Here is a 21099-nt window from a genome sequence, read left to right on the forward strand (position 1 = left end):
TTCGGGTTGACCCGTCAGAAGTTCGCGAAGTTGTGCCGGGTCAACCCGAAGTTGTGCCGGGTCAACCCGAAGTTGTGCCGGGTCAAGCCAGCTCGGCGAGCCAGTCCTGGCGCCACTTCTCGGTCTCGGCGACCTGGTTGAAGGTGTAGACGTGCAGCCCCTCGACGAGCGCGTCGGGCTGGCCGAGCGCCGGGGCGCACTTCTCGAGGAACCGCTGGCCGGTGAAGGCGCCGGGCGCGAACAGCTTGGCGACGAAACCCTTGTGGGTCTTGAGGAAACGCGTCGAGTCACCGACGCCGATCCGGGTGGCCATGGTCAACAGCTTGGCCTGGTCGACCGGCCCCGGCACGCCGAGCAGCAGGGGCATGGTGACGCCCCGCGCCCGGAGCCGCTCCAGCCAGTGCTTGACCACCTTGGGGTCGAAGGTCAGGTTGCTCACGATGTGGGTGGCGTGACGCCGCTTGTCCCACATCGACTGGATCGTCAGGTCGTCGTGGATCGTGGGGTGCGACTCCGGGTAGCCCGCGATCCCGACGTGCTCGAAGGGCCGGCCGAGGTCGGAGAGATCCTCGAGCAGCGCCAGTGCGTCGGCGTAGGTGTCGTCGGACTGGGCGTCACCGCCCGGCACGAAGATGCTGGTGACGCCGGCCGCCCTGAGCCTGGCCACGACCTCCTCCAGCTCGGCGCGGCCGTGCACCATCCGCGCGGCCAGGTGGGGTACGACGTCGTACCCGGCCGAGCGGAGCCGTTCGGCCGTGGCCAGCGTGGTCTCGAGCCCCTTGGTCGGCGAGGCCGTGACCGTCAGCTGCACGCTGGTGGGCACCCCGGCGAGGAGCTTCTCCTCGATCGTGGGCGTGGGCAGCACCTCGTAGCGAGCGTGCTCCAGGAGGCGGCGGATCGTCGCCGCGTCTGTGTTGCGCATCGTGCACCCTGTTCCGTGATACGCACCGATATCAGGGAGATGCTAGCCGCGCACGGACCTGTTCCGCCAGACGTGCGGGCACCACAGAATCCGGGTCGCGCCAGCCCCCGAGGGCGCTGGTGACACCGACGATGCTGGCATAGAGCGCCGGACAGGTCGGACAGCCGGCGAGGTGCTGCTCGACCATGGTGCGGTCGGCGAGGCTCAGCTCGCCGGCGAGGTAGTCGTCGATGCGCGAACGCGCCGACCAACAGGTCATCGGAACCCCCTTCGTGGCCTCGCGGCGCTCCACGCCGCCGGCCAGGGCGGAGACCAGCATGGTGCGGCCACGACGCAGCCGCTGCTTGGCCGCCGGGAGCGAGATCTGCTGCACCTCGGCGACCTCGGAGGACGTCAGCCCCTCGACGTCGTGCAGCACCACGGCGGACCGGTAGTGCACCGGCAGCCGCACCAGCGCGTCGTACAGCTCGTCTCGGGTCTCGGCCCGCAGCAGCACGGCCTCCGCGTCGACGGTGTAGTCGTCGTCGCGCCAGGCGTCTTCGACGGCGCGGACCAGCACCTCGTCGTCGACGGGGTCGGTGCGATCGCGGCGGACCCCGTCGATGAAGCGGTGGTACATCACCCGGTGCAGCCAAGTGGCCACCGAGGAGTCGCCCCGGAACTGCTCGCCACGCTCCAGCGCCCGGGTGACGGTGTCCTGGACCAGGTCCTCCGCGCGGTCCTGGTCGCGGGTGAGCGCGAGGGCGTAGCGCAGCAGTCCCGGCAGCTCCGCCACCACCCGCTCGGCGGGAAGGGTCACGTGGCGACCCTAGTGGCGGTCGCTGAGCGGGCGGCGGGGTGGGCTCGGGTCTTCACACCCCCGCCAGCGATCAGTGGGCGCTGATCTTGCAGGTGTTGATGCCGACGATGCGGTAGAGCGGGCAGAAGCCGGTCAGCGCGGTGACGACCAGGATCGCGGCGACCACGAACAGGATGATGCCGAGCACCGAGGCGGGGCCGACCAGGAAGGCGACGACCGCGGCGACCACGCCGAGGACGATGCGGGCGATCTTGTCAGGGCTTCCGACGTTGGTGGTCATGGGTCTCACTCCTCTGGGACGGGGGCTTTCCTGACATGGACGCACCAGCCCCGGAAAGGGAGACAACCCAACGGGAGCCGCCGGTCAGCAGATGCGCGGGAGCTGCTCACCGAGGGGGAGGTCGATCACCCGGGTGCCGCCGAGCCCGGTGCGGGCGACGACCATCCGCGGGTGGTCCTCGACGACGGTCCCGATCCGGCAGGCCCCGGACCCGAAGCGGTGGGCACGCATCGCCTCGAGGACGGCGTCGACGTCGGCCGCGGGGACGATCGCCACCAGCTTGCCCTCGTTGGCGACCTGCAGCGGGTCGAGCCCGAGCAGCCCGCAGGCGTCGCGCACCTCCTCGGGCACCGGCAGGTCGCGCTCCACCAGGTCCATGCCGACCCCCGAGGCCCGGGCGATCTCGTTGAGCGAGGCCGAGACGCCCCCTCGGGTCGGGTCGCGCAGCACGCGTACGTCGGCCCCGGTGGCGAGCATGTCGGCCACCAGCCCGTGCAGCGGCGCCGAGTCGCTCTCCACCGGCGTCGTGAACTCCAGCCCCTCCCGGCAGCTCATCACCGCCACCCCGTGGACGCCGATCGCGCCGCTGACCAGCACGGCGTCGCCCGGCCGCGCGCGCTCCGGCCCGATCTCGACCCCGTCGGGGATGACGCCGACCCCGGCGGTGTTGACGTAGATCCCGTCGCCGCTGCCGTGGTCGACCACCTTGGTGTCGCCGGTGACCAGCTGGACGCCGGCCTGCTCGGCCGCCTTGCCGACCGCCATCGCGACCCGGCCGATGTCGGACATGGGTGTCCCCTCGGCCAGGATGTAGGCCGTCGACAGGTAGAGCGGCTGCGCGCCCACCATCGCCAGGTCGTTGACGGTGCCGTTGACCGCGAGGTCGCCGATGCTCCCGCCCGGGAAGAACATCGGCTTGACGACGTAGGAGTCGGTCGAGAACGCCAGCCGTCCCGACACCGGCGGGAGCACCGCGGCGTCGGCGAGGTCGGCCCGCGCCGCGCCGCCGTACGCCGGCAGGAACAGGCTCTCGACCAGCTCCCCCGACATCGCACCACCGCCACCGTGGCCCATCACCACGGTCGGGGTGTTGCGCAGCGGCGCCGGACAGGTCCAGCCCTCGAAGTCGAGGTCGTTCGAGCCGCCGTCGGGGCTCACGACGCGCTCCCGGCCGACACCAGGTCGAGCCGCCGGTAGGTGTAGTAGGCCGCGCAGGCTCCCTCGGAGGAGACCATGGTGGCGCCGAGCGGGTTGCGCGGCGTGCACTCCTTCCCGAACGCGGGGCACTCGTGGGGCTTGATCAGCCCCTGCAGCACCTCGCCCGACCGGCACAGGGGTGACTCGTCGGTCTGGATGTCGGTGACCTCGAAGCGCAGCTCGGCGTCATAGTCGGCGTAGCGGTCCGACAACCGCCACCCGCTGCCCGGGATCATCCCGATCCCGCGCCAGGTGCGGTCGGTGACCTCGAAGACGTCGCGCAGCATCGCCATCGCGGCCGGGTTGCCCTCGGCCGGGACCGCCCGCGGATAGGCGTTCTCCAGCTCGTGCCGCCCCGCCTCCAGCTGGACCAGCGTGCGCCGGATCCCCTCGAGGATGTCGAGCGGCTCGAAGCCGGTGACGACGATCGGGACGGCGTACTTCTCCGCGAGCGGTGGGTACTCCGAGGTCCCCATCACGCTGCACACGTGCCCCGCCGCGAGGAAGGCCTGCACCCGACAGGTCGGCGACTCCATGATCGCGGCGATCGCCGGCGGCACCAGCACGTGCGAGACCAGCAGCGAGAAGTTGGGGATGCCCTGCTGTCGGGCCTGGTGCACCGTCATCGCGTTGGCCGGCGCCGTGGTCTCGAAGCCGATGCCGAAGAACACGACCTGCTTGTCCGGGTTGTCACGGGCGATCTGCAGCGCGTCGAGCGGGGAGTAGACGACGCGCACGTCGCCGCCCTCGCTCTTGACCGTGAACAGGTCGTCGTGGCTCCCCGGCACTCGCAGCATGTCGCCGAAGGAGCAGAAGATCACCTCGGGCCGGCGCGCGATCGCCAGCGCCCGGTCGATGGTCTCCAGCGGCGTCACGCAGACCGGACAGCCGGGACCGTGGATCATCTCCACGCCCTCGGGCAGCAGCTGGTCGATGCCGTGCCGGATGATCGAGTGGGTCTGGCCGCCGCAGACCTCCATCATCGCCCACGGCCGGGTGGTGACGGCGTGGATCTGATCGAGCAGACGCCGGGCGAGGTCGGGGTCGCTGAACTCGTCGAGGTACTTCACAGCTCCACCCCCTTCTCTCGCGCCGCGGCCGCGAACCCGTCGCCGAACTCCTCCTCGAGGATGCCGAGGCGCTCGAAGGTCGCGAGCGTCTCCTTGGCCGACTCCTCGTCGAGGCGCTGGATCGCGAAGCCGACGTGGACGATGACGTACTCACCGACGCCGGTCTCCGGGAGGTAGGCCAGGCAGACCTTCTTGCGGACGCCGCCGAAGTCGACGTCGGCCATGGTGGTGCCACTCTCCTCGAACACCTCGAGGACTCGTCCTGGGACGGCCAAGCACATGGTGATCTCCTCCGGTTTCCTGGTTGCCGGGTTGCTGTCAGTCTGCCGGGCAGACGGGGTCGAGGCGGACGCCGGGCTCTGCGCCTGCCGGGCCGGCCGCCCACCGGCGTACGCCGACCGCGACCTGGCCGAGCGCCAGCCCGCCGTCGTTGGCCGGCACCCGCTCGTGGGTGAGCGCGTGGAGTCCGTGTCCGGCCAGGTGGTGGCGGGTGCGTTCGAGCAGCACCCGGTTGACGAAGACGCCGCCGGTGAGCCCGACGACGCTGGTGCCTCGTGCCTCGGCGGCGGCCGCGGCAGCCGTCGCTGCCGCGCAGGCGAGGGCGTCGTGGAAGGCCCAGGCGAGGGCACCGCGGTCGACGCCCTCGCGGACAGCGCCCGCGAGGGCAGCCACCAGCGGGTCAGGGTCGAGAACCCCATGGTTGAGAGGGAAACTCAGCGACGGAGCATCGACGGTGGGGTGCTCGGTCCGCCACCGGCGGGCGGCGGCCTCCAGCTCGATGGCGGCCTGGGCCTCATAGCTGATCCGGTGCCGGACGCCGAGCAGCGAGGCGGCGACGTCGAACAGCCGACCGGCGCTGCTGGTGTCGACGAAGCCGGTGCCGGCCGCGTGCGCCCGGGCGAGCAGCTGTGCCTCAGCGGTGCTCAGCTCCTCGCCGACCGGCGTCCCGTCCCATCCCTGGCCGGCGGCCAACAGGGCGAGGGCGGCGACCCGGACCGGGTTGCGGACGCCGGCGTCGCCGCCGGGGACGCGCACGCTGCCGAGATGGCCGAGCCGCTCGAAGCCGGCACCGCCGTCGGTCAGCGCGAGCACCTCGCCACCCCACACGGTGGCGTCACAGCCATAGCCGGTGCCGTCGAGGACCAGGCCGACCAACGGCTCGTCGAGGCACCCGTGCTCGGTCGCCAGCGAGGCGAGGTGGGCGTGGTGGTGCTGCACCTCGAGGAGCGGGACCCCGTGCGCCGCGGAGTACTCCTGCGCCGCGGCGCGGGAGGCATAGCCCGGGTGCAGGTCGGCCACCACCAGCGCGGGCGGCCGCCGGTGGAACCCGACGAGCTGGTCGATGACCCGGCGATGGGTGACCCGGCTCGGCCACGACTCCAGGTCGCCGACATGGGCCGACACGAACGCCCGTCCGTCGCGGGCCAGGGCCACGGTGTTCTTGAGCTCCGCACCGGCGGCCAGGACCGTCGGCTGCGACCCCTCGCTCGTCGGCTCGCCGAGCTCGACGGGGAGCGGCGCCAGGCCACGGGAGCGCCGGACCGGCACCGGCCCCGCGTCGGACCAGGCGATCACCGAGTCCTCGACCGGCACGGCGATCGCCCGGTCGTGGCTGATGAACAGGTCGGCGATCCCGCCCAGCCGGTCGAGCGCGTCGTCGTCGGCATGGCACAGCGGCTCGCCGGACACGTTGCCCGACGTCATCACGAGCACCGGCGGCGCGCCGAGCGTGCCGTCGGGGAGGTCGGCGAAGAGCAGGTGGTGGAGCGGGGCGTAGGGCAGCAGCACCCCCAGCTCGCCCAGCCCGGGCGCCACGGCCGCGGCCAGCGGAGCCCCGGGCCGCGCGGGCAGCAGGACGATCGGCCGCTCGGGTCCGGTCAGCAGCGCCGACGCATCTCCGACCTCGACCAGCGTCTCGGCGACCGTGAGGTCCCGAGCCATCACCGCGAACGGCTGGTCGGGCCGCCCCTTGCGGCGCCGCAGCTCCTCGACCGCCGAGGGGTTCGCGGCATCGCAGGCGAGGTGGTAGCCGCCGATCCCCTTGACCGCCGCGATCCTGCCCTCGCGCAGGGCGGAGACCGCGGCCGCGAGCACCGGTTCGCTGCCGGCGGCCAGCACCTCGCCCGCGGGGTCCGTCGCGACCAGACGAGGCCCGCAGTCGTGGCAGGCGATGGGCTGGGCGTGGTAGCGGCGGTCGGTCGGGTCGGCGTACTCCGCGGCGCAGGCGGCGCACATCGGGAAGCCGGCCATCGTCGTCGCCGGCCGGTCATAGGGCAGGTCGAGGGTGATCGTCAGGCGGGGGCCGCAGTTGGTGCAGGTGACGAACGGGTGCCGGTGGCGGCGGTCCGCCGGGTCGGCCAGCTCGGTCAGGCAGTCGGCGCAGACGGCCGTGTCGGGGGCCACCAGGGTGCGCTCGCCGGCCGCCTCGGCCGAGGCGACGATGGTGAAGCCGACGACCCCCGCGGGCGCCAGGTCGGTCGCGGCCACATCCTGGATGCGGGCCAACGGCGGGGCCTCGACGGGGAGCCGCGCCTCGAACGCCGCGACCTCCTCGGCGGTCCCCTCCACCTCGACCACGACACAGGTCGCATCGTTGCGGCACCAGCCGGCGACGCCGGCCGCGTCGGCCAGGCGGGCGACGTAGGGGCGGAAGCCGACGCCCTGCACCAGGCCACGCACCTCGATCCGCCGGCGGACGCGCCCACGCAGCAGCGACCGCGCCGGTGCCTCGAGGTCAGCGGTCATGCCTCATCCTCGACCGGCCGCTCCCAGAGCACCACCCGGTTGTTGCCGGAGTCGGCCACCGCGAGCAGCTCGCCGACCGCCGGGGCAGCCGACCAGTGCAGGCCGTAGGGCCAGCACAGGGTGTCGGCGGCGACCCGCTCCCAGCGGTTCTCCCCGTTGGCGGTGTACGTCGGCTGCGCGAGCACGCCGGACGGCCGGTCGTGGGTCGTCGCGGAGTGCGGGTGGAGCAGCACCCGGTTGTCGGCGGTGTCGGCCACCGCGATCCCGTCGGCGGTGGCCGTGAGTCCGTAGGGGAACCGCAGCCGACCCTCCTGGGGGACGTAGGGGAACTCCTCCCCGGTCGCGAGGTCGGGCTGTCCGAGCACCGCGTCGGCGGGCCGGTCCACGTCGGGGTGCTCGAGCCAGCGCAGCAGCCGGTGGTTGCCGGCGTCGGCGACCCAGACTCCGCCCGCGCCGTCGGAGGCGAAGGCGTGCGGCCACCGGAAGGATGCCGGCCCGACGCCCTCGCCCCGGTTCTCCTCGCGCGCGCCGGGCGTGGGCTGCCCGAGCACCACGTCGGCCGGCTGACCGGCCTCGGGGAGGCCGTCACGCCAGACCAGGACCCGACGGTTGCCGGTGTCGGCGACGTAGCAGCGACCGTCGACGACGGCGACGCCGAACGGCCAGTAGAACGACGCGGCCGTGGGCTCACCGCCCGCGTTGGGCTCGACCTGGTCGGGGTCCGGCTGGCCGAGCACGTGGTCGGGCGGCGTGCCGGTGGCGTCGGGCAGCGTGTCCCAGACCAGCAGCCGGTGGTGCCAGGCATCGGCGACGACGAGACGGCCCTCGTGGACGAGCACACCGGTCGGGAGGTTCATCCCCTCCGACGGGCCGCGGCCTCCCGCCGCCGGTCCCTCGGTGTGGTCGTCGAGCTGGCCGAGCACGACGTCGGCAGGAGTGCCGTCGGTCTCCGGGAGCCGGTGCCAGAGGAGCACCCGGTGGTTCCCGGTGTCGGCCGCGACGACCCGGGTGCCATCGGTCCAGACGCCGCGCGGGGCATACATCGTCGCGGCGCTGGGGTGGGCGGGCGGCAGCGCCAGGCCACCCGGGGAGTCGGCGCCGAGCACGCAGCGCGGCCGCCACCCGGCGTACGTCGACGGCGGCGACGCCGGCTGGTCGGGCACCCCGAGGCCGGGCACGACGCCGGTGTGCGTCTGCCCCGCCGCGATCACCTGGACCTTCATCGGCTCAGGCTCCGGGGCCTACGGCGAGCGTGCCGGAGCGGCGCACCCACACCCGCCCACCCTCGACCCGCAGCGGCAGCGGCTCGAGCTGGGCGCCCGGCATGGTGAGGCACTCACCGCTCGCCACGTCGTAGCAGAAGCCGTGCCAGGGACAGGTCAGCGTGCCCTCGGTGGCGTCGACGAGGGCGTCGTCGAGGGGGTTGCCCTGGTGGGCGCAGGCGTTGAGGTAGGCCGACAGCCGGCCGCCGAGGTTGACCACGATGACCTCGAGGCTCCCCTGGTCGGTGACCAGGGTGAGCGGCTGGAGCGAGCCGTCGGCGACCCGGTCGACGGCGCACGCGTCGGTCCAGCCGGACGCGGCCAGGTCCTCGCCCGACGACGGGGCGCCGACGCCGATCGAGCTCAGCGGGATGAGCGTGGGTGATGGCTCGTTCGGGACCACCTCGACCGCGGAGATCCCTGGGACCCCGGCCACCAGCGCCTCCTCGACGCCGTCGCGGAGCGTGACCGCGGCCATCGAGCAGCCGTTGCAGGCGCCCTGCAGCCGGACGTACGCCGTCGCGTCGCGGACGTCGACCAGCTCGACGTCGCCCCCGTGGGACTGGAGGTTGGGCCGCACCTGCTCGATCACCCGAGCGGCCAGAGTCATCGGGTCCGGGCGGAGGATGCCGTGCATCATCAGCACCAGTCGCAGCTGCGGGTCGTCGACGAGCTCGAAGAGCAGCTCCTTGCCGCGCGGGTCCTCCTTGAGCCGCCGGACGATGGTGGTGAGCACCTCGCGGTGCACCTCGTCGCGCGCCTCGATCGCGGCGGTCGCCACCTCACGAGCGGCGCCGTCGAGGCCGGCCACGGCGTCCTCGGTCTCGTCGAGGCGGCGAGCGGTCTCGTCGAGCGCGTCGGCCGACGACGGGTGGGCGGCCCCGCGGGCGGCCCGTTCGGCAGCCCGGTCGGCGGTGGCCGTCATGGCGACCCCACCTGCTGGTCGGGATGGGTCTGTCCGGGCTCGAGCACGGTGACCGTGGGCTTGGGTGGTGGGCCGGTGAGGTCTCCGGCGGTCACCGTCACCCCCATGCCCGAGGTGAACGCCCCGTCGCCCTGCGGCATCCGGGCCATCTGCTCGGCCTGCCGGGCCAGGTCGGCCAGCTCGTCGTCGGGGTCGGCGACCGTGGCCTTGGCGATCTCGTCGAGCACCCCACGCACGGCCATCACCGAGTCGTGGTCGCCCTCGGTCTCGAACAGGTAGCGCGCCTCGACCAGCTTGGCCTTCGCGTGGTCGAAGGCCCCGAGGTGGGCCAGCGCGTTGCCCTGGTTGGCCAGCAGGCGGGCCTTGCCCTGCGCGTCGTGCTCGCGGACACCCGAGACGAGGACCTCCTCATAGAGCTCCACGGCCTCGACCAGGTTGTCGCCCTGATGGGTGGAGGGGGTGTAGACGAGGGCGTTGGCGAGGTTGAGGGTCGCGGTGGACCACGGCACCGGCGCGTGCTCGGGGGTGTAGACCCGGCGCGCCGCCCGCAGCGACTGGGTGGCCACGCCGAGCCGGAGCTGGTCGGAGGCCTGGCTCATCGGCGAGGCGAGGTGGGCGGTGGCGAGGTTCATGTTGAGCGCCGCCCAGAGGTAGGGCGCGGACTGCTCGTCCACCAGCTGCAGCCCGTCGTAGTAGTGCTGCATGGCGTCCTGCAGCAGTGAGCGGGAGTCGCCCCGGCCCGACGCCGCCCGCTCCTGGGAGAGCGAGCCCCGTTGCAGGAGCAGCTCGGCGCGGACCTCGGGAAGGTCGGTGCTGTCGAGCGCCTCGACGGCCGCCGCCAGGTCGGCGGCCGCGCGGTCGTCGGCAGCCTCACGGCGAAGCAGGCCCGCGTTGCCGCGGAGTACGCCGGCCAGCACCGGGCTCACCTCGGCCGCTCGGTCGGCCGCCGCGGCGAGCAGGTCGCCGGCCTGGCCCGGCAGGCCACGCTCGGCCTGCTCGGCGGCCCGGGCCGCGAGGACCAGGGCGGCCACCTCCGGCTCGAGCCCCTCGGTGTCGGTGGGTGCCGGGCCGGCGCCGAGCGTGGCGGCGGCGACGTCGACCAGGGGTGCGAGCCTGGCGGGGAGTCCGGCCCGCACCGCGGCGGGGTCGTCGGTCGTCGGGTCGAGCAGCCAACGGTGGTAGCGGGTGAGCGGGTCATCGGTCGGCTCGTCGGCGAGCGCAGCCAGCGCGGCGCCCTCGTCGCCGGCGTAGGCCAGCTCGTGGGCGCGCAGACCCTCGGGCCAGTCGGTCGGCAGCCGCCCGGCCAGCAGGCCGCGGCGCACCTGGTCGGCAGCCGGGTCGTCGGGGAGGACCATCAGACCCGCCGGAAACCCGAAGATCCCCAGGGGCTGCGGGTGGACCGGTTCACTCATCGGACGCCTCCCGAGGCGCTCGTCGGCGCGCGGCCGTCCGGCGTACGACGTCCGCTGCCAGCCGCGCCCGCGCCTCCGTGCGGTGCGTCTCCAGCGGCCGGCGGTCGACGCCCTCCGGGGTGATCACCACCAGATAGACCGTCCACTGGCCGTGCTCGGCCACCACCTCGGTGTGCACCTCGGTCTCCATGGCGGCTCCCGTCGGCGTGCGGGCGGCTGCCCAACGACACGAGCAGGGCGCCGCGGGCGTCGTCCCACTCGACCTCGAACCTACCCGCGACCGGCGCGAACCCGAGCTCCTGGTGGATCAGCGCCGACCGGTCACCCGCGGCGTTGCGCCGCTTGAGCAGCAGCCCCCCGTGCCCGACCGACACCAGCGGCAGCAGCTCGAGCGTCTCCCCGTCGAGTCGTGCGACCACCGCGTCGCCCGGGAAGTAGCGCTCCGCCAGGTCCGCGGGGAGGTGGAGGTAGCCGTCGTGGGTGAGCTCGATGGTCGCTGGTGGTTCTGCCGTTTCGGCACAAACGTCGTCATTTCGCGACGACACGCTGCTGTTTCCGCACAATCGTGGGCCTGCGGGACCGGCGGCGTCGCGCCCTGCGCCGGGGTAGTGGTCCCGCTCGATCAGCTCGACCACCCGCCACATGCCGGCCTCGACGGCGGGCGTCAGCGGCGCGCCCGGCTCCAGCGATGATGCCTCGACGAGATAGACCGTGATGTCATCCGGGCGCTCGGGCCCCAGCAGCCAGGTGGAGAACGACAGGGCGTGGTCCCAGCGGAAGTTGTGGGTGTGCAGCCCGTCGATCGGCGGCAGGTCGGCCAGCTCCTCGGCCGGCACCCGATAGACGGTGCCGGGCTCGACCCCCGTCGAGGAGGCGTCGACGATCACGACGCGACCAGCGCCGCGCATGCCGAAGGCCACGTCCATCCCGGCGGTCCCTCCGTCGACCAGCCGCACCCCGTCGGGCACACCACGCTCGAACAGGTGTCGCACCAGCACCGGCCCGACCGCGTCGTCCCCGCGCAGGATGTTGCCGCAGCCCACGATCAGCAGGTCGCACGGCTCCGGGGCGAAGCCGTCGTCGAGCAGCTCGTGGGGCGCGGGCCGGCCCTCCTCGGACCGGCCCGACGGCTCGGGCTCAGACCATGCCATTGATGACGAACTTGTTGAGCTCGCGCCCGGTCTTGCCGTCGTAGGCGTGCACCGTGCACACCAGGCAGGAGTCGAACGAACGAGCCACGTGACCCAGCTCCACCGGGTCCTCCATGTCCACGACGGGGGTGCCGACCAGCGCCTGCTCGATCGGCCCGAGGCTGCCCTCGCTGTCGCGGGGACCGATGTTCCAGGCCGTCGGCGTGACCACCTGGTAGTTCTCGATCTTGCCGTCCTCGATGACGATCCAGTCCTGGAGCGCGCCGCGTGCGGCCTCGGTGCCACCCCAGCCCTTGCCGGACTCGAGCTCCTCGGGCTTGGTGTAGAACGACCCGCTGAGGTCGATCTGCGAGAGCCAGTCCATCACCCAGGTGAAGTACTTCGGCGCCTCGTGCATGCGCGCCATCTGCCGGACGAAGACCGACGGGCCGAGCTTGTCGAGCATGTCCATGAACAGCGGGTCGTTGTCCTGGTGGTCGAGGGCGTCGGGACCGCCGGCCGCCACCCGACGCGCCAGCGGACCGGCCTCGAGGGGGATCCGACCCAGGTCGGGCACGTCGTAGCGCGGCGACTTCGCCCAGGAGTACTTGTCCTGCTTGCGGCCGTCGAGCGGGTCGACCGGGATGGTCTCGCCGTCCCAGGGGTGCAGCGGGCGGTCGCCCTTGAAGAACGAGTGGGTGACGTCCTCGGACACCCGCAGCTGGTCGTAGCCGTAGTGCGTGCCGCCGGCATAGACACCGCCCCGGCCGATCAGCGCGTCCATCCGGCCGTCGACGGTGGGGTTCTCGTACATCGACGGGTTGAGGTAGGTGCCCGAGGCGATGTAGTTGCCGACCCCGGCGCCGTACTTGTCCAGCCCGATGTCGAGGCAGTAGCGGATGAAGAAGCCGCAGTCGGAGTTGTACTGGGACTCGTTCTCCTCGACCCAGGCCTGCATGTCCTCCCAGGTCTTGACCTCCAGCCACCGCTCGACCGAGCAGCCGAGCCACTCGGCCTCCAGCCAGTTGTCCTTCCAGTGGTTGAGGATCGCGGTGGCGCGGGTGATGTCGGCCAGGTTGGGCGAGCTCATCACGCCGCCCGGCACCATGAACGAGCTATGCGGCCACTGCCCGCCGAAGATCGCATAGACCTCGACCGGCTTGCCGGAGAGCACCACGCCCTTCTGGTACGCCGACCCGACGTACGGCGCGAAGCGGCGCACCGCCTCGTCGTACATCGGGGACGAGGCGTAGTTCTTGTTGACCAGGTCGATCGCGAACAGCGCGTAGAAGTAGCGCGGGATCGACTGGAGCGTCTCGCACGCCTGGGCGATGTTGCGGATCAGCGTGGCGTTCTGCGGCACGTGGGTGTTCCACGCGGTGTCCAGGGCGTAGCAGGCCTTGTAGAGGTGGCTGCCGCCGCAGATGCCGCAGATGCGCGGGGTCACGATCAGGCCGGCCTGCGGGTCCTTGCCCTTGAGGATGATCTCGAAGCCACGGAACATCGCGGCCTCGGTCCAGGCCGAGGTGACGACGCCGTCCTCGATGGTCACCCGGACGTCCAGGTCACCCTCCACGCGCCCGAGCGGGGAGACGAACAGGTCCACCGACGAGGCGGGGTTCTGCACTGCGGTCATCGGGTTGAGTCCTCTCTCGACATGTCCGTCAGACGACGAACATGTCCTCCTTGGCCCACTGCGGGGCCGCGATCCGAGCGGCGGCGGCGTGCGCCATGTAGGTGATGTGGTCGGCGCCCTCGGGAACTTCCTTCGGGATGGTGCCGGAGACCTTCTGGGTCTTGAAGACGGTGCCCGCGGCGAGGTCGAAGAACGGGAACTCCGGTTCGGTGCAGCCGATGCAGGGCATCCCGGCCCGGGTCTTCGACGACTGGCGGTTCCACAGGATCCGGTTGCAGGAGCTGTGGGTCATCGGGCCACGGCAGCCGAACTCGTAGAACAGGCAGCCGGTGCGGGTGCCCTCGCCGAACGACATCGTCGACTGCTTGTACTCGAAGAACTGCACCCGCGTGCACCCGGTCTGGGTGAAGGTCTTGAAGAAGGTCTGCGGGCGGTGCAGGTCGTCGAGCGCGATGTCGCCGGCGCGTCCGGTCGCGAGCGCCACCAGGATCTGGGTGATCCAGTCGGGGTGGGCCGGGCAGCCGGGGATGTTGATGACGGGCAGGCCGGCCTTGGAGCGCCAGTCGGGGCCGAGGAACCCGCCCTTCTCACGCTTGTGGAACTGCAGCCCGGTCGAGTCGCTCGGGTTGGGCTCGGTCGCCGGGATGCCGCCCCAGCAGGCGCAGTCACCGATCGCGACGACGATGCTCGCGGCGTCGGCGAGCTCGGTCACCCACTCGATCATCGGACGGTCGGCGAACATGTCCATCCGCCCGGAGCCGTCGGGGCCGCGGATGACGGTGCCCTCGAGCACGAAGATGTCCAACGGCCGCTCGCCGGAGGCGCAGTCGTTGAAGATCTTCTTCGCGTTCTCACCGAGCTCCATGCCCAGCGAGGGGTGCCAGAGGAGCTCGAGCCCGAAGTCGACGATCAGGTCGACGACGTTGGGCTCCTCGGCGTTGAGGAACGACATGGTGTTGCCCGAGCAGGCACCGGCTTGGAACCACAGCACTGATGACATCCGGAGGGACCTTCCTTACTGCTGGGTCGAGGTGGTGGTGGGCTTGGCGAGCTCCTGACCGACCGCCTTGGCGACGGTGGCGAAGTAGCTGAGCGCGCGGTTGACGTCGGGGTCCTTGAGCAGCTTGGGCAGCGCCAGCAGCCCGCCGACCTCGACCGGCCGGTTCGCGAAGTCCTCCTTGCCGCGGGCTAAACCCCGGGCGAGCACCGCGATCTGGTCGACGGCCTCGGGACTGACCAGGTCGGAGCCGAGCAGCCGGTCGATGGCGCCGGACTCCACGGCGGCGACCATGCCCGGCGCCGCCTTGGGGAGTACGGCGGCCAGGCTCGCCGCGGACTCCGCGACCTCCTGGACCCCGACCCCCGAGCCCTTCAGCCCCGGACTGTTCTCGACGGTGGTGCGCAGGTCGGTGATGTTGGCGAGCAGCGAGTCGCCGATGATCTCCGAGCGCGAGACGAGCTGGTCGAGCCCCTCGACCAGGATCGCGAGCAGGTCGGCGTGGTCGAGCAGGCTGGCCAGGGCGTTGGCCACCTGCGGGTCGGCCAGCCGGTCGGCCAGGGCGTCGGGCGCCGCCGTCGGCGCGGCATGGGCCGGGACCGGGGTGGCGGTGGTGTCGGGGGACAGGCTCATCGAGTGCCTCCTCGGGAGCCCGGAGACGGTCGGGCCCTCGCTGGTGAATGTAAGCCCGGTCACTGAGGGTCGCCTATCCTCATCCCGCAGTCGCTATCCCATTCGCGCAACTTTCTTGATTCACATGCGCAACCCGATCACTCTGGACCCTGCGGGCGCATCGGACGACCACCCGCGTGGGCCACTCGGGTGGGCCGTCAGATGGGTCAGGTGGGCAGGGTCGGCGAGGGTGAGGCGTCAGGAGGTGGGCTGGTGACGAGGCTGTCCCGGCTGCGCTTCATGGACGTCGACCGGACCCGGCTCCCGGTCCGGCGGCGGATCCGCTCCCGCGGGGTGCCCAACGCCCTGCAGGCGCATCCGGTCGCCTACACGACCGAGTGCGCGGAGGCCGCGCAGGTCACCTCGCAGCTGCTCGGGCCGGCGACCGTGACACCGGTCCGGGGCGCCCGCCGGGACTTCCAGTGCACCTTCAACGCGGTGCAGTTCCTCGACGTGACGATGGCCTACCTCGACTATGCGGTGGCCACCGACATCGCGGTGACGCACGCCGCCGACGCCTACTCCGTGCACATGACGACCTCCGGCCAGGCCCACGTGCACGTCGACGGGACCGACCACCTGATCACGGCCTTCTTCGCGCTCGTCGTGTCCCCCGGGATGAGCTATCGACTCCACGTCGAGCACGACAGCCCCCAGCTGATCGTCCGGATCGAACGGCCGGCGATGGAGCGGCAGCTCTCGCGGATGCTCGGCCGTTCGCTCGACCACCCGATCGAGTTCGACCCGGTGGGTGACCTCACCGCCGACACCGCCTCCCGCTGGCACGGCGCGCTCAACATCCTGTCCGCCGAGGTGATGTCCCCCTCGTCGCTCATCCAGCAGGGCGTGGGGGCGTCCAGCCTGGAGGAGCTGATCATCTCCACGCTGCTCTACATCCAGCCCCACACCTACACCGACAGCCTCGTGGGGGAGCCGCGGCGCAGCGGCCGGGCCGCCGTACGACGGTCGCTGGAGTACATCGAGCGGCACCTTGCCGAGCCGATCTCCCTCGACGACCTCGCGACCTACTCACGGATGAGCCCCCGCTCCATCCAGGCCGGCTTCCGCGAGGACCTCGACACCACCCCGATCGCCTACATCCGCGACCGGCGCCTCGACCGGGTGCGCCAGACGCTGATGTCGGCACTGCCCGAGGACGGCATCAACGTCACGGATGCCGCTCAACGGTGGGGTTTCACCCACCTGGGCAACTTCTCGGGCCTCTATCGCCGGCGGTTCGGTGAGTCGCCGTCGCAGACCCTCCGGCGGCGGGCGGTCGCCGATGCATGAGCTGTCGCTGTGCCAGAGCATCCACGGCATCGTCGATCGCGCCCGCGACGGCCGGCCGGTCGAGACGGTCAACCTGCGGGTCGGCCGGCTGCGGCAGGTGGTGCCCGAGACGCTGGTCTACTGCTGGACGCTGGTCACCGACGGCACCGGCCTGGCCGGATCGCGGTTGGAGGTCGACCACGTGCCGGTGGTCCTCGACTGCGCCGACTGTGGCCGGCGAACCACGATCGCGGACGCGCTGCTGCTCAGCTGCGGCTCATGCGGGTCCGGCACCATCACGGTCGTCAGCGGCGAGGAGCTGCTGGTGACGTCGATCGACCTGGCCGATCCGGCCACCCTCACCCCGTCCCCCGAGGAGTCCTGATGGGCCGCTTCCACCGCCACGACGACGGCACGGTGCACGACCACGACCACGACCACGACCACGACGGCCATGATCACGACCATGACCACGGCGACCACTCGGCGTACGCGACCGGACCGGAGCGGATCGTGGTCCTGGAGCGGATCTTCGACGAGAACGACCGGGCCGCCGAGACCAACCGGGCGGCGCTCGACGCCGCGGGCGTGCGTTGCGTCAACCTGATGTCGTCGCCGGGTGCCGGCAAGACCACCCTGCTGGTCCACACGCTGCGCCACCTGCGCGACGCGGGCATCCGGGCAGGGGTGGTCGAGGGCGACATCGAGACCTCCCTCGACGCCGACCGGCTGGCCGGGCTCGGCGCGCAGATCTCGCTGCTCAACACCGGCGACGGCTTCGGTGGTGAGTGCCACCTCGACGCGCCGATGGTGGCCCGCGCGCTCACCCGGCTCGACCTCGACGACCTCGACCTGCTGCTGATCGAGAACGTCGGCAACCTGGTCTGTCCCGCGGAGTTCGACGTCGGCGCCCACGCCCGGGTGATGGTCTATGCGATCACCGAGGGCGAGGAGAAGCCGCTGAAGTACCCCGTGATGTTCCGCTCCGTCGACGTCGTCCTGATCAACAAGATGGACCTGCTGCCGCACCTCGACTTCGACCTCGACCTGTTCCGCCGCAATGTGGCCGCGGTCAACCCCGGCGCCCGGCTGATCGAGGTGTCCGCGCGCACCGGCGCCGGGCTCGAGGAGTGGCACGGCTGGCTCGCCGACCCGGCCCGAGTGGCCGGCTGACCCGCCGATGGCGCTGCCCCGCATCCACGCCACCGACGACGAGCTCGGCTTCCACTGGCGAACACCCGATGACCGCCCGGCCCGGCTCGCCGAGCTCTTCGCGCTGCCCGGTGCCGAGCCGCACCGCTGGCTGCCGACGCACGCGGAGGCGCTCGACGACGTGCTGATCGAGGTCGCCGGTCGGTACGGCGAGGTGCTCGGCGGCGGCCGGGGCCCGAGGCCCGGGGAGCACGAAGGGCTGGGAGCGGCCTACCGTGCGATCGACCGGGCCGTGGTCGACTACGCCGCCGCCCAGCGTGCCGCGGGGCTCCCCGACGACGTGCGTGCCGGGCAGATCATCGGGACCGCCGCGCTGCTGGGGATCCGGGCCCGCTGGGCGCTGGGCCTGACCGGTCCGGCGCCGTTCGACGGCGAGCTCGACACTCCGGGGGTGGGGATGGTCGGTGGGCGAGCGGGGCTGCACTGGGTGGCGGAGGCCGAGCCGTGGCGCGGCGCTCGCTGGCTGGTCGTCACCGACGACTCGCGTCGGCTGCCCGCGACCCTGTCGATGCTGCTGCACGACTCCTCGGGGGTCGACCGCGAGGCGACCCTGACCGAGCACCGCGAGGCGCTGGCCGCGGTGACCGACGCGGTGCTCGCCCCGGCGGCCGAGCCGATGGTGGCCTCGGGCGCGGTCGACTGGCTGCTGTTCGACTGGGTGATGGCGCACCGGGAGTCGACCGAGGGCGGCGACTCGGGCGCGGTGGTCCTCCCCACCGGTCGCGAGGCCGACGCCTCGCTGATCGTCGCCGCCGCCGACGCGTCGGCCCGCGTCCGCGCCCGCTTCGACCCCGGCCTGCTGTCCTTCCCCTGAGGCGTCGCAGATCACGCGGGTCGACGAGGTCCCGGCGGCGCAGACGGTGGATGGGTGGTCGACCTCGTCGGCATCGAGGTGGACCAGCTGGTGCGCGCCGGCGTCGTGGTCAACCGGTACGACGGCCTGGGCCAGGACGAGCGCGGCATCTGGACAGCCCCGAGCGGCACCCGCATCGCGTGGTTCCACGACCCGGACGGCAACAACCTGTCCCTGCAGCAGTGAGGCCGCGGCTAGGCTCGCGCGCATGCTGATCGTCTCGACCAACGACGTCCCCGGAGCCCGCATCACGCACACCTTCGGTGAGACCTTCGGGCTCACCGTCCGGTCCCGCAACGTCGGCTCCAACATCGGGGCGAGCTTCAAGGCGCTGGCCGGCGGCGAGCTCAGGGGCATCACCCAGCTCCTCCACGAGTGCCGCCAGGAGGCGCTGGCTCGGCTCAGCCAGGAGGCGGAGGCCAAGGGGGCGAACGCCGTCGTGGCGTTCCGCTTCGAGACCACGGAGTTCGCCGGCACCGGCATCGAGGTCTGCGCCTACGGCACCGCCGTCACCATCGAGCCGGTCACCCCCGCCTAGGGGCCGGCGCCGGGGCTCAGCCGGCGAGCAGGTCGTCGAGCTTCTCGTAGCCCGCCACGACACCGGACTCCATGCCCGAGGCGACGAAGGCGTCGCGGCCCTCCACGGAGCTGGTCACCGAGCGGGCGCGCAACCGGCAGCGGCCGCCGTCGAGCGGGTCGAGCTCGAGGATCTCCAGCGAGACGCCGTCGGGGAACCCCTCGTAGGTGAAGGTCTGCACGATCCGCTGGCCCGGCACGAGCTGGTGGAAGCAGCCGCGGAACCAGAACTCGTCGGTGCCGCGGCGGGCGACGTAGCGCCAGGAGCCGCCGTCGCGGGCGTCCCAGTGGTCGATCTCGTTGACCAGGTCGTGCGGTCCCATCCACCGGGAGACCAGGTCGGGCTCGGTGTGGGCGCGGAAGACCTGCTCCGGCGTCGCGTCGAACTCGCGCTCGATGTCGACCCACGGCAGGCCGTCGGGGGCGGTGATGGTCACCGGGTGGTGCTGGATCGTGCTCATGACGCTGCTCCTTCGTCGGGGGCGGCGCGTCCGGCGCCGCGGTCGTCGTCCTGCATCTGCGCCAACACGGCGTCGAGTCGCTGGTAGCGCTCCTCGGCCTGGCGGCGGTAACGCTCGATCCACTTCGTCATCAGGTCGAACACCTCCGCCTCCAGGTGGACCGGTCGGCGCTGCGCATCGCGGGAGCGCGACACCAGGCCGGCGTCCTCGAGCACCTTGAGGTGCTTGGAGACCGCCTGCAGCGACACGGCGTACGGCGCCGCGAGCTCGCCGACGGTGGCGTCACCGCCGGCCAGCCGGGCGACCAGGTCGCGGCGCGTCGGGTCGGCCAGCGCGGCGAAGACCCGGTCGAGCTGCTCGGGTCGAGCCATGTCCGCCTCCTGTTCAACCAATGGGTTGAACACAACGTAGGCGCCGTCTCCGCGTTTGTCAACCAATTGGTTGAATGCCGCGGGCCCGATGCGACGGCGCCGTTTCACACCCGGGCTCGCCCGCAGGGGTGAGGGCGTCCCGGCCGCGGTCGCCGATGCTGGGCGGCGCGCCCATCCAAGGAGGAGTCGTGACCATCAGCACCGCCACCGACCTGCACGCGGTCGCCGAGCAGATGACCTCGGGAGGCCGCGGCCTCCTGGCTGCCGACGAGAGCATCCCGACGATGTCACAGCGGCTCGAGGCGGCCGGCGTGACGGCGTCCGACATCGCCCGCCGCGACTACCGCCAGCTGTTGCTGACCGCTCCCGGCCTCGCAGCGACGGTCAGCGGGATCATCCTGTGCGATGAGACGTTCGGCCAGTCGCTGACCGACGGTCGGCGGTTCCCCGAGGCGGCGCACGAGCTCGGCGTCCTGCCCGGCATCAAGGTCGACACCGGCACCGTCGCGTGCCCCGGCGTCGACGGTGCGCTGCTGACCCAGGGCCTCGACGGGCTCGACGAGCGGCTGGAGTCCTACGCCGCCCGGGGCGCGGCGTTCGCCAAGTGGCGGGCGGTGCTGTCCGTGGAGACGCTGGTGCCCCAGGTGGCCGAGGGCAACGCGGCCGCCCTGGCGGCGTACGCCGCTGCCTGCCAGCGCCACGGCATCGTCCCGGTCGTGGAGCCGGAGGTGCTGGCCGCCGGGTCCCACGACCTGGTCGACTCGGCACGCGCCACCCGGATGATCCTGGAGGCGGTGTTCGCCGAGCTCGACCGGGCCGGCGTGGACCTGAGCGGGATCGTGCTGAAGCCCAACCTCGTGACGCCCGGCCTGGACAGCCAGCAGGTGTCGCCGCGGACGATCGCGACGGTGACCTACGACGTGCTCCGAGCGACCGTGCCGGCCGCGGTCACCGGGATCGCGTTCCTCTCCGGCGGCCACCCGACCCATCGGGTCACCGCGGCGCTCGCCGAGCTGAACCGGATCGAGGACGCGCCCTGGCACCTGACCTTCTCCTTCGGTCGTGCACTCGTCAACGACGCACTGGCCACCTGGGAGGGCAGCCCGGCGCACGTCACCGCCGCCCAGCGGGCGCTGCTGGCCAACTGCCGGGAGGCGGCCGGCGCGGCTGGCTGCGGTTGTTGACGTTTGGGCACAAACGTGGCGATCTGGCGGCCTCGCGCTGCCACTTCTGCACTATCGATCGTTCCAAGAACCCGGGCCGACCCTGGCCCGCCGCCCACGGACCGGCGGCTGCCGACGACCACCACA

The 21099-nt window shown here is 72.4% G+C and carries 23 protein-coding genes; 7 read left to right on the plus strand and 16 right to left on the minus strand.

Annotated features, from left to right (window positions below; all coding sequences use genetic code 11):
• Positions 1 to 82 precede the first annotated feature (82 nt).
• The 14 genes from R2740_RS12310 to R2740_RS12375 form a co-directional block, all read right to left on the minus strand.
• Positions 83 to 922, minus strand: a complete 840-nt coding sequence (locus R2740_RS12310) for a methylenetetrahydrofolate reductase (RefSeq protein WP_371302983.1) — start codon at positions 920 to 922, stop codon at positions 83 to 85.
• Positions 923 to 953: 31 nt separating this feature from the next.
• Positions 954 to 1721 (minus strand): sigma-70 family RNA polymerase sigma factor, encoded by a 768-nt coding sequence (locus R2740_RS12315; protein ID WP_371302984.1) that lies wholly within the window; start codon positions 1719 to 1721, stop codon positions 954 to 956.
• Between the two features lie 70 nt (positions 1722 to 1791).
• Positions 1792 to 2001: a DUF2892 domain-containing protein gene (locus tag R2740_RS12320; RefSeq protein ID WP_371302985.1), complete on the minus strand. Its 210-nt coding sequence runs from the start codon at positions 1999 to 2001 to the stop codon at positions 1792 to 1794.
• Positions 2002 to 2085: 84 nt separating this feature from the next.
• Entirely contained in the window at positions 2086 to 3159 is a 1074-nt protein-coding gene (hypE, locus tag R2740_RS12325; RefSeq protein WP_371302986.1) for a hydrogenase expression/formation protein HypE, read from the minus strand.
• The gene (gene hypD / locus R2740_RS12330) at positions 3156 to 4268 is read right to left on the minus strand and encodes a hydrogenase formation protein HypD (RefSeq protein ID WP_371302987.1); all 1113 of its coding nucleotides are present in this window, start codon (positions 4266 to 4268) and stop codon (positions 3156 to 3158) included. Before hypD ends, hypE begins: the two co-directional genes overlap by 4 nt.
• Complete coding sequence (locus R2740_RS12335) at positions 4265 to 4549, minus strand: HypC/HybG/HupF family hydrogenase formation chaperone (protein ID WP_371302988.1); 285 nt, start codon at positions 4547 to 4549, stop codon at positions 4265 to 4267. The genes hypD and R2740_RS12335 overlap by 4 nt, the downstream gene beginning before the upstream one ends.
• Before the next feature lie 37 nt (positions 4550 to 4586).
• Positions 4587 to 7013, minus strand: a complete 2427-nt coding sequence (gene hypF, locus R2740_RS12340; RefSeq protein ID WP_371302989.1) for a carbamoyltransferase HypF — start codon at positions 7011 to 7013, stop codon at positions 4587 to 4589.
• Complete coding sequence (locus tag R2740_RS12345; RefSeq protein WP_371302990.1) at positions 7010 to 8236, minus strand: NHL repeat-containing protein; 1227 nt, start codon at positions 8234 to 8236, stop codon at positions 7010 to 7012. The genes hypF and R2740_RS12345 overlap by 4 nt, the downstream gene beginning before the upstream one ends.
• A 4-nt stretch (positions 8237 to 8240) precedes the next feature.
• Positions 8241 to 9200, minus strand: coding sequence for a NifU family protein (locus tag R2740_RS12350; protein WP_371302991.1), 960 nt, complete (start codon positions 9198 to 9200; stop codon positions 8241 to 8243).
• Positions 9197 to 10612: a hypothetical protein gene (locus tag R2740_RS12355; protein ID WP_371302992.1), complete on the minus strand. Its 1416-nt coding sequence runs from the start codon at positions 10610 to 10612 to the stop codon at positions 9197 to 9199. The genes R2740_RS12350 and R2740_RS12355 overlap by 4 nt, the downstream gene beginning before the upstream one ends.
• Positions 10609 to 11763, minus strand: a complete 1155-nt coding sequence (locus R2740_RS12360; protein ID WP_371302993.1) for a hydrogenase maturation protease — start codon at positions 11761 to 11763, stop codon at positions 10609 to 10611. Before R2740_RS12360 ends, R2740_RS12355 begins: the two co-directional genes overlap by 4 nt.
• A complete protein-coding gene (locus R2740_RS12365) occupies positions 11750 to 13378 on the minus strand; it encodes a nickel-dependent hydrogenase large subunit (RefSeq protein ID WP_371302994.1) in 1629 nt (542 codons plus the stop codon). Before R2740_RS12365 ends, R2740_RS12360 begins: the two co-directional genes overlap by 14 nt.
• Positions 13379 to 13406: 28 nt before the next feature.
• Positions 13407 to 14378 carry a hypothetical protein gene (locus tag R2740_RS12370; RefSeq protein WP_371302995.1) on the minus strand — a complete coding sequence of 324 codons (972 nt, stop codon included), beginning with the start codon at positions 14376 to 14378 and terminating at the stop codon, positions 13407 to 13409.
• Between the two features lie 15 nt (positions 14379 to 14393).
• Entirely contained in the window at positions 14394 to 15008 is a 615-nt protein-coding gene (locus tag R2740_RS12375; protein ID WP_371302996.1) for a DUF1641 domain-containing protein, read from the minus strand.
• Positions 15009 to 15260: 252 nt separating this feature from the next.
• On the opposite strand from R2740_RS12375, the gene R2740_RS12380 reads away from it, so the two are divergent.
• From R2740_RS12380 to R2740_RS12405, 6 genes are read left to right on the plus strand one after another with little or no spacing between them, the layout of a single operon-like run.
• Positions 15261 to 16337 (plus strand): AraC family transcriptional regulator, encoded by a 1077-nt coding sequence (locus tag R2740_RS12380; protein WP_371302997.1) that lies wholly within the window; start codon positions 15261 to 15263, stop codon positions 16335 to 16337.
• The gene (locus tag R2740_RS12385) at positions 16330 to 16701 is read left to right on the plus strand and encodes a hydrogenase maturation nickel metallochaperone HypA (protein WP_371302998.1); all 372 of its coding nucleotides are present in this window, start codon (positions 16330 to 16332) and stop codon (positions 16699 to 16701) included. Before R2740_RS12380 ends, R2740_RS12385 begins: the two co-directional genes overlap by 8 nt.
• Positions 16701 to 17489, plus strand: coding sequence for a hydrogenase nickel incorporation protein HypB (gene hypB, locus R2740_RS12390; RefSeq protein ID WP_371302999.1), 789 nt, complete (start codon positions 16701 to 16703; stop codon positions 17487 to 17489). The genes R2740_RS12385 and hypB overlap by 1 nt, the downstream gene beginning before the upstream one ends.
• A 7-nt stretch (positions 17490 to 17496) precedes the next feature.
• A complete protein-coding gene (locus tag R2740_RS12395; RefSeq protein WP_371303000.1) occupies positions 17497 to 18342 on the plus strand; it encodes a hypothetical protein in 846 nt (281 codons plus the stop codon).
• Positions 18343 to 18396: 54 nt separating this feature from the next.
• The gene (locus tag R2740_RS12400; protein ID WP_371303002.1) at positions 18397 to 18567 is read left to right on the plus strand and encodes a VOC family protein; all 171 of its coding nucleotides are present in this window, start codon (positions 18397 to 18399) and stop codon (positions 18565 to 18567) included.
• 22 nt (positions 18568 to 18589) lie between these two features.
• A complete protein-coding gene (locus tag R2740_RS12405) occupies positions 18590 to 18919 on the plus strand; it encodes a YbjQ family protein (RefSeq protein WP_371303003.1) in 330 nt (109 codons plus the stop codon).
• 16 nt (positions 18920 to 18935) lie between these two features.
• Here R2740_RS12405 and R2740_RS12410 read toward each other — a convergent pair whose 3' ends face one another.
• Together R2740_RS12410 and R2740_RS12415 are read right to left on the minus strand one after the other, a co-directional pair.
• Positions 18936 to 19418 (minus strand): SRPBCC family protein, encoded by a 483-nt coding sequence (locus R2740_RS12410; RefSeq protein ID WP_371303004.1) that lies wholly within the window; start codon positions 19416 to 19418, stop codon positions 18936 to 18938.
• On the minus strand, positions 19415 to 19789 hold the full coding sequence (locus tag R2740_RS12415; protein WP_371303005.1) for an ArsR/SmtB family transcription factor: 375 nt from the start codon (positions 19787 to 19789) through the stop codon (positions 19415 to 19417). The genes R2740_RS12410 and R2740_RS12415 overlap by 4 nt, the downstream gene beginning before the upstream one ends.
• Before the next feature lie 188 nt (positions 19790 to 19977).
• Here R2740_RS12415 and R2740_RS12420 point away from each other — a divergent pair, with 188 nt between their 5' ends.
• Positions 19978 to 20973, plus strand: a complete 996-nt coding sequence (locus R2740_RS12420) for a class I fructose-bisphosphate aldolase (protein ID WP_371303006.1) — start codon at positions 19978 to 19980, stop codon at positions 20971 to 20973.
• Positions 20974 to 21099 lie beyond the last annotated feature (126 nt).

Source organism: Nocardioides sp. (assembly GCF_041393715.1).
GTDB lineage: Bacteria > Actinomycetota > Actinomycetes > Propionibacteriales > Nocardioidaceae > Nocardioides.

What these genes read in the sequence shown, in the direction of transcription:
- R2740_RS12310 (WP_371302983.1), bottom strand. Translation starts at nt 922, where the DNA reads ATGCGCAACACAGACGCGGCGACGATCCGCCGCCTCCTGGAGCACGCT.
- R2740_RS12320 (WP_371302985.1), bottom strand. Translation starts at nt 2,001, where the DNA reads ATGACCACCAACGTCGGAAGCCCTGACAAGATCGCCCGCATCGTCCTC.
- R2740_RS12335 (WP_371302988.1), bottom strand. Translation starts at nt 4,549, where the DNA reads ATGTGCTTGGCCGTCCCAGGACGAGTCCTCGAGGTGTTCGAGGAGAGT.
- hypF (WP_371302989.1), bottom strand. Translation starts at nt 7,013, where the DNA reads ATGACCGCTGACCTCGAGGCACCGGCGCGGTCGCTGCTGCGTGGGCGC.
- R2740_RS12345 (WP_371302990.1), bottom strand. Translation starts at nt 8,236, where the DNA reads ATGAAGGTCCAGGTGATCGCGGCGGGGCAGACGCACACCGGCGTCGTG.
- R2740_RS12350 (WP_371302991.1), bottom strand. Translation starts at nt 9,200, where the DNA reads ATGACGGCCACCGCCGACCGGGCTGCCGAACGGGCCGCCCGCGGGGCC.
- R2740_RS12355 (WP_371302992.1), bottom strand. Translation starts at nt 10,612, where the DNA reads ATGAGTGAACCGGTCCACCCGCAGCCCCTGGGGATCTTCGGGTTTCCG.
- R2740_RS12360 (WP_371302993.1), bottom strand. Translation starts at nt 11,763, where the DNA reads ATGGCATGGTCTGAGCCCGAGCCGTCGGGCCGGTCCGAGGAGGGCCGG.
- R2740_RS12365 (WP_371302994.1), bottom strand. Translation starts at nt 13,378, where the DNA reads ATGACCGCAGTGCAGAACCCCGCCTCGTCGGTGGACCTGTTCGTCTCC.
- R2740_RS12370 (WP_371302995.1), bottom strand. Translation starts at nt 14,378, where the DNA reads ATGTCATCAGTGCTGTGGTTCCAAGCCGGTGCCTGCTCGGGCAACACC.
- R2740_RS12375 (WP_371302996.1), bottom strand. Translation starts at nt 15,008, where the DNA reads ATGAGCCTGTCCCCCGACACCACCGCCACCCCGGTCCCGGCCCATGCC.
- R2740_RS12385 (WP_371302998.1), top strand. Translation starts at nt 16,330, where the DNA reads ATGCATGAGCTGTCGCTGTGCCAGAGCATCCACGGCATCGTCGATCGC.
- hypB (WP_371302999.1), top strand. Translation starts at nt 16,701, where the DNA reads ATGGGCCGCTTCCACCGCCACGACGACGGCACGGTGCACGACCACGAC.
- R2740_RS12395 (WP_371303000.1), top strand. Translation starts at nt 17,497, where the DNA reads ATGGCGCTGCCCCGCATCCACGCCACCGACGACGAGCTCGGCTTCCAC.
- R2740_RS12405 (WP_371303003.1), top strand. Translation starts at nt 18,590, where the DNA reads ATGCTGATCGTCTCGACCAACGACGTCCCCGGAGCCCGCATCACGCAC.
- R2740_RS12410 (WP_371303004.1), bottom strand. Translation starts at nt 19,418, where the DNA reads ATGAGCACGATCCAGCACCACCCGGTGACCATCACCGCCCCCGACGGC.
- R2740_RS12415 (WP_371303005.1), bottom strand. Translation starts at nt 19,789, where the DNA reads ATGGCTCGACCCGAGCAGCTCGACCGGGTCTTCGCCGCGCTGGCCGAC.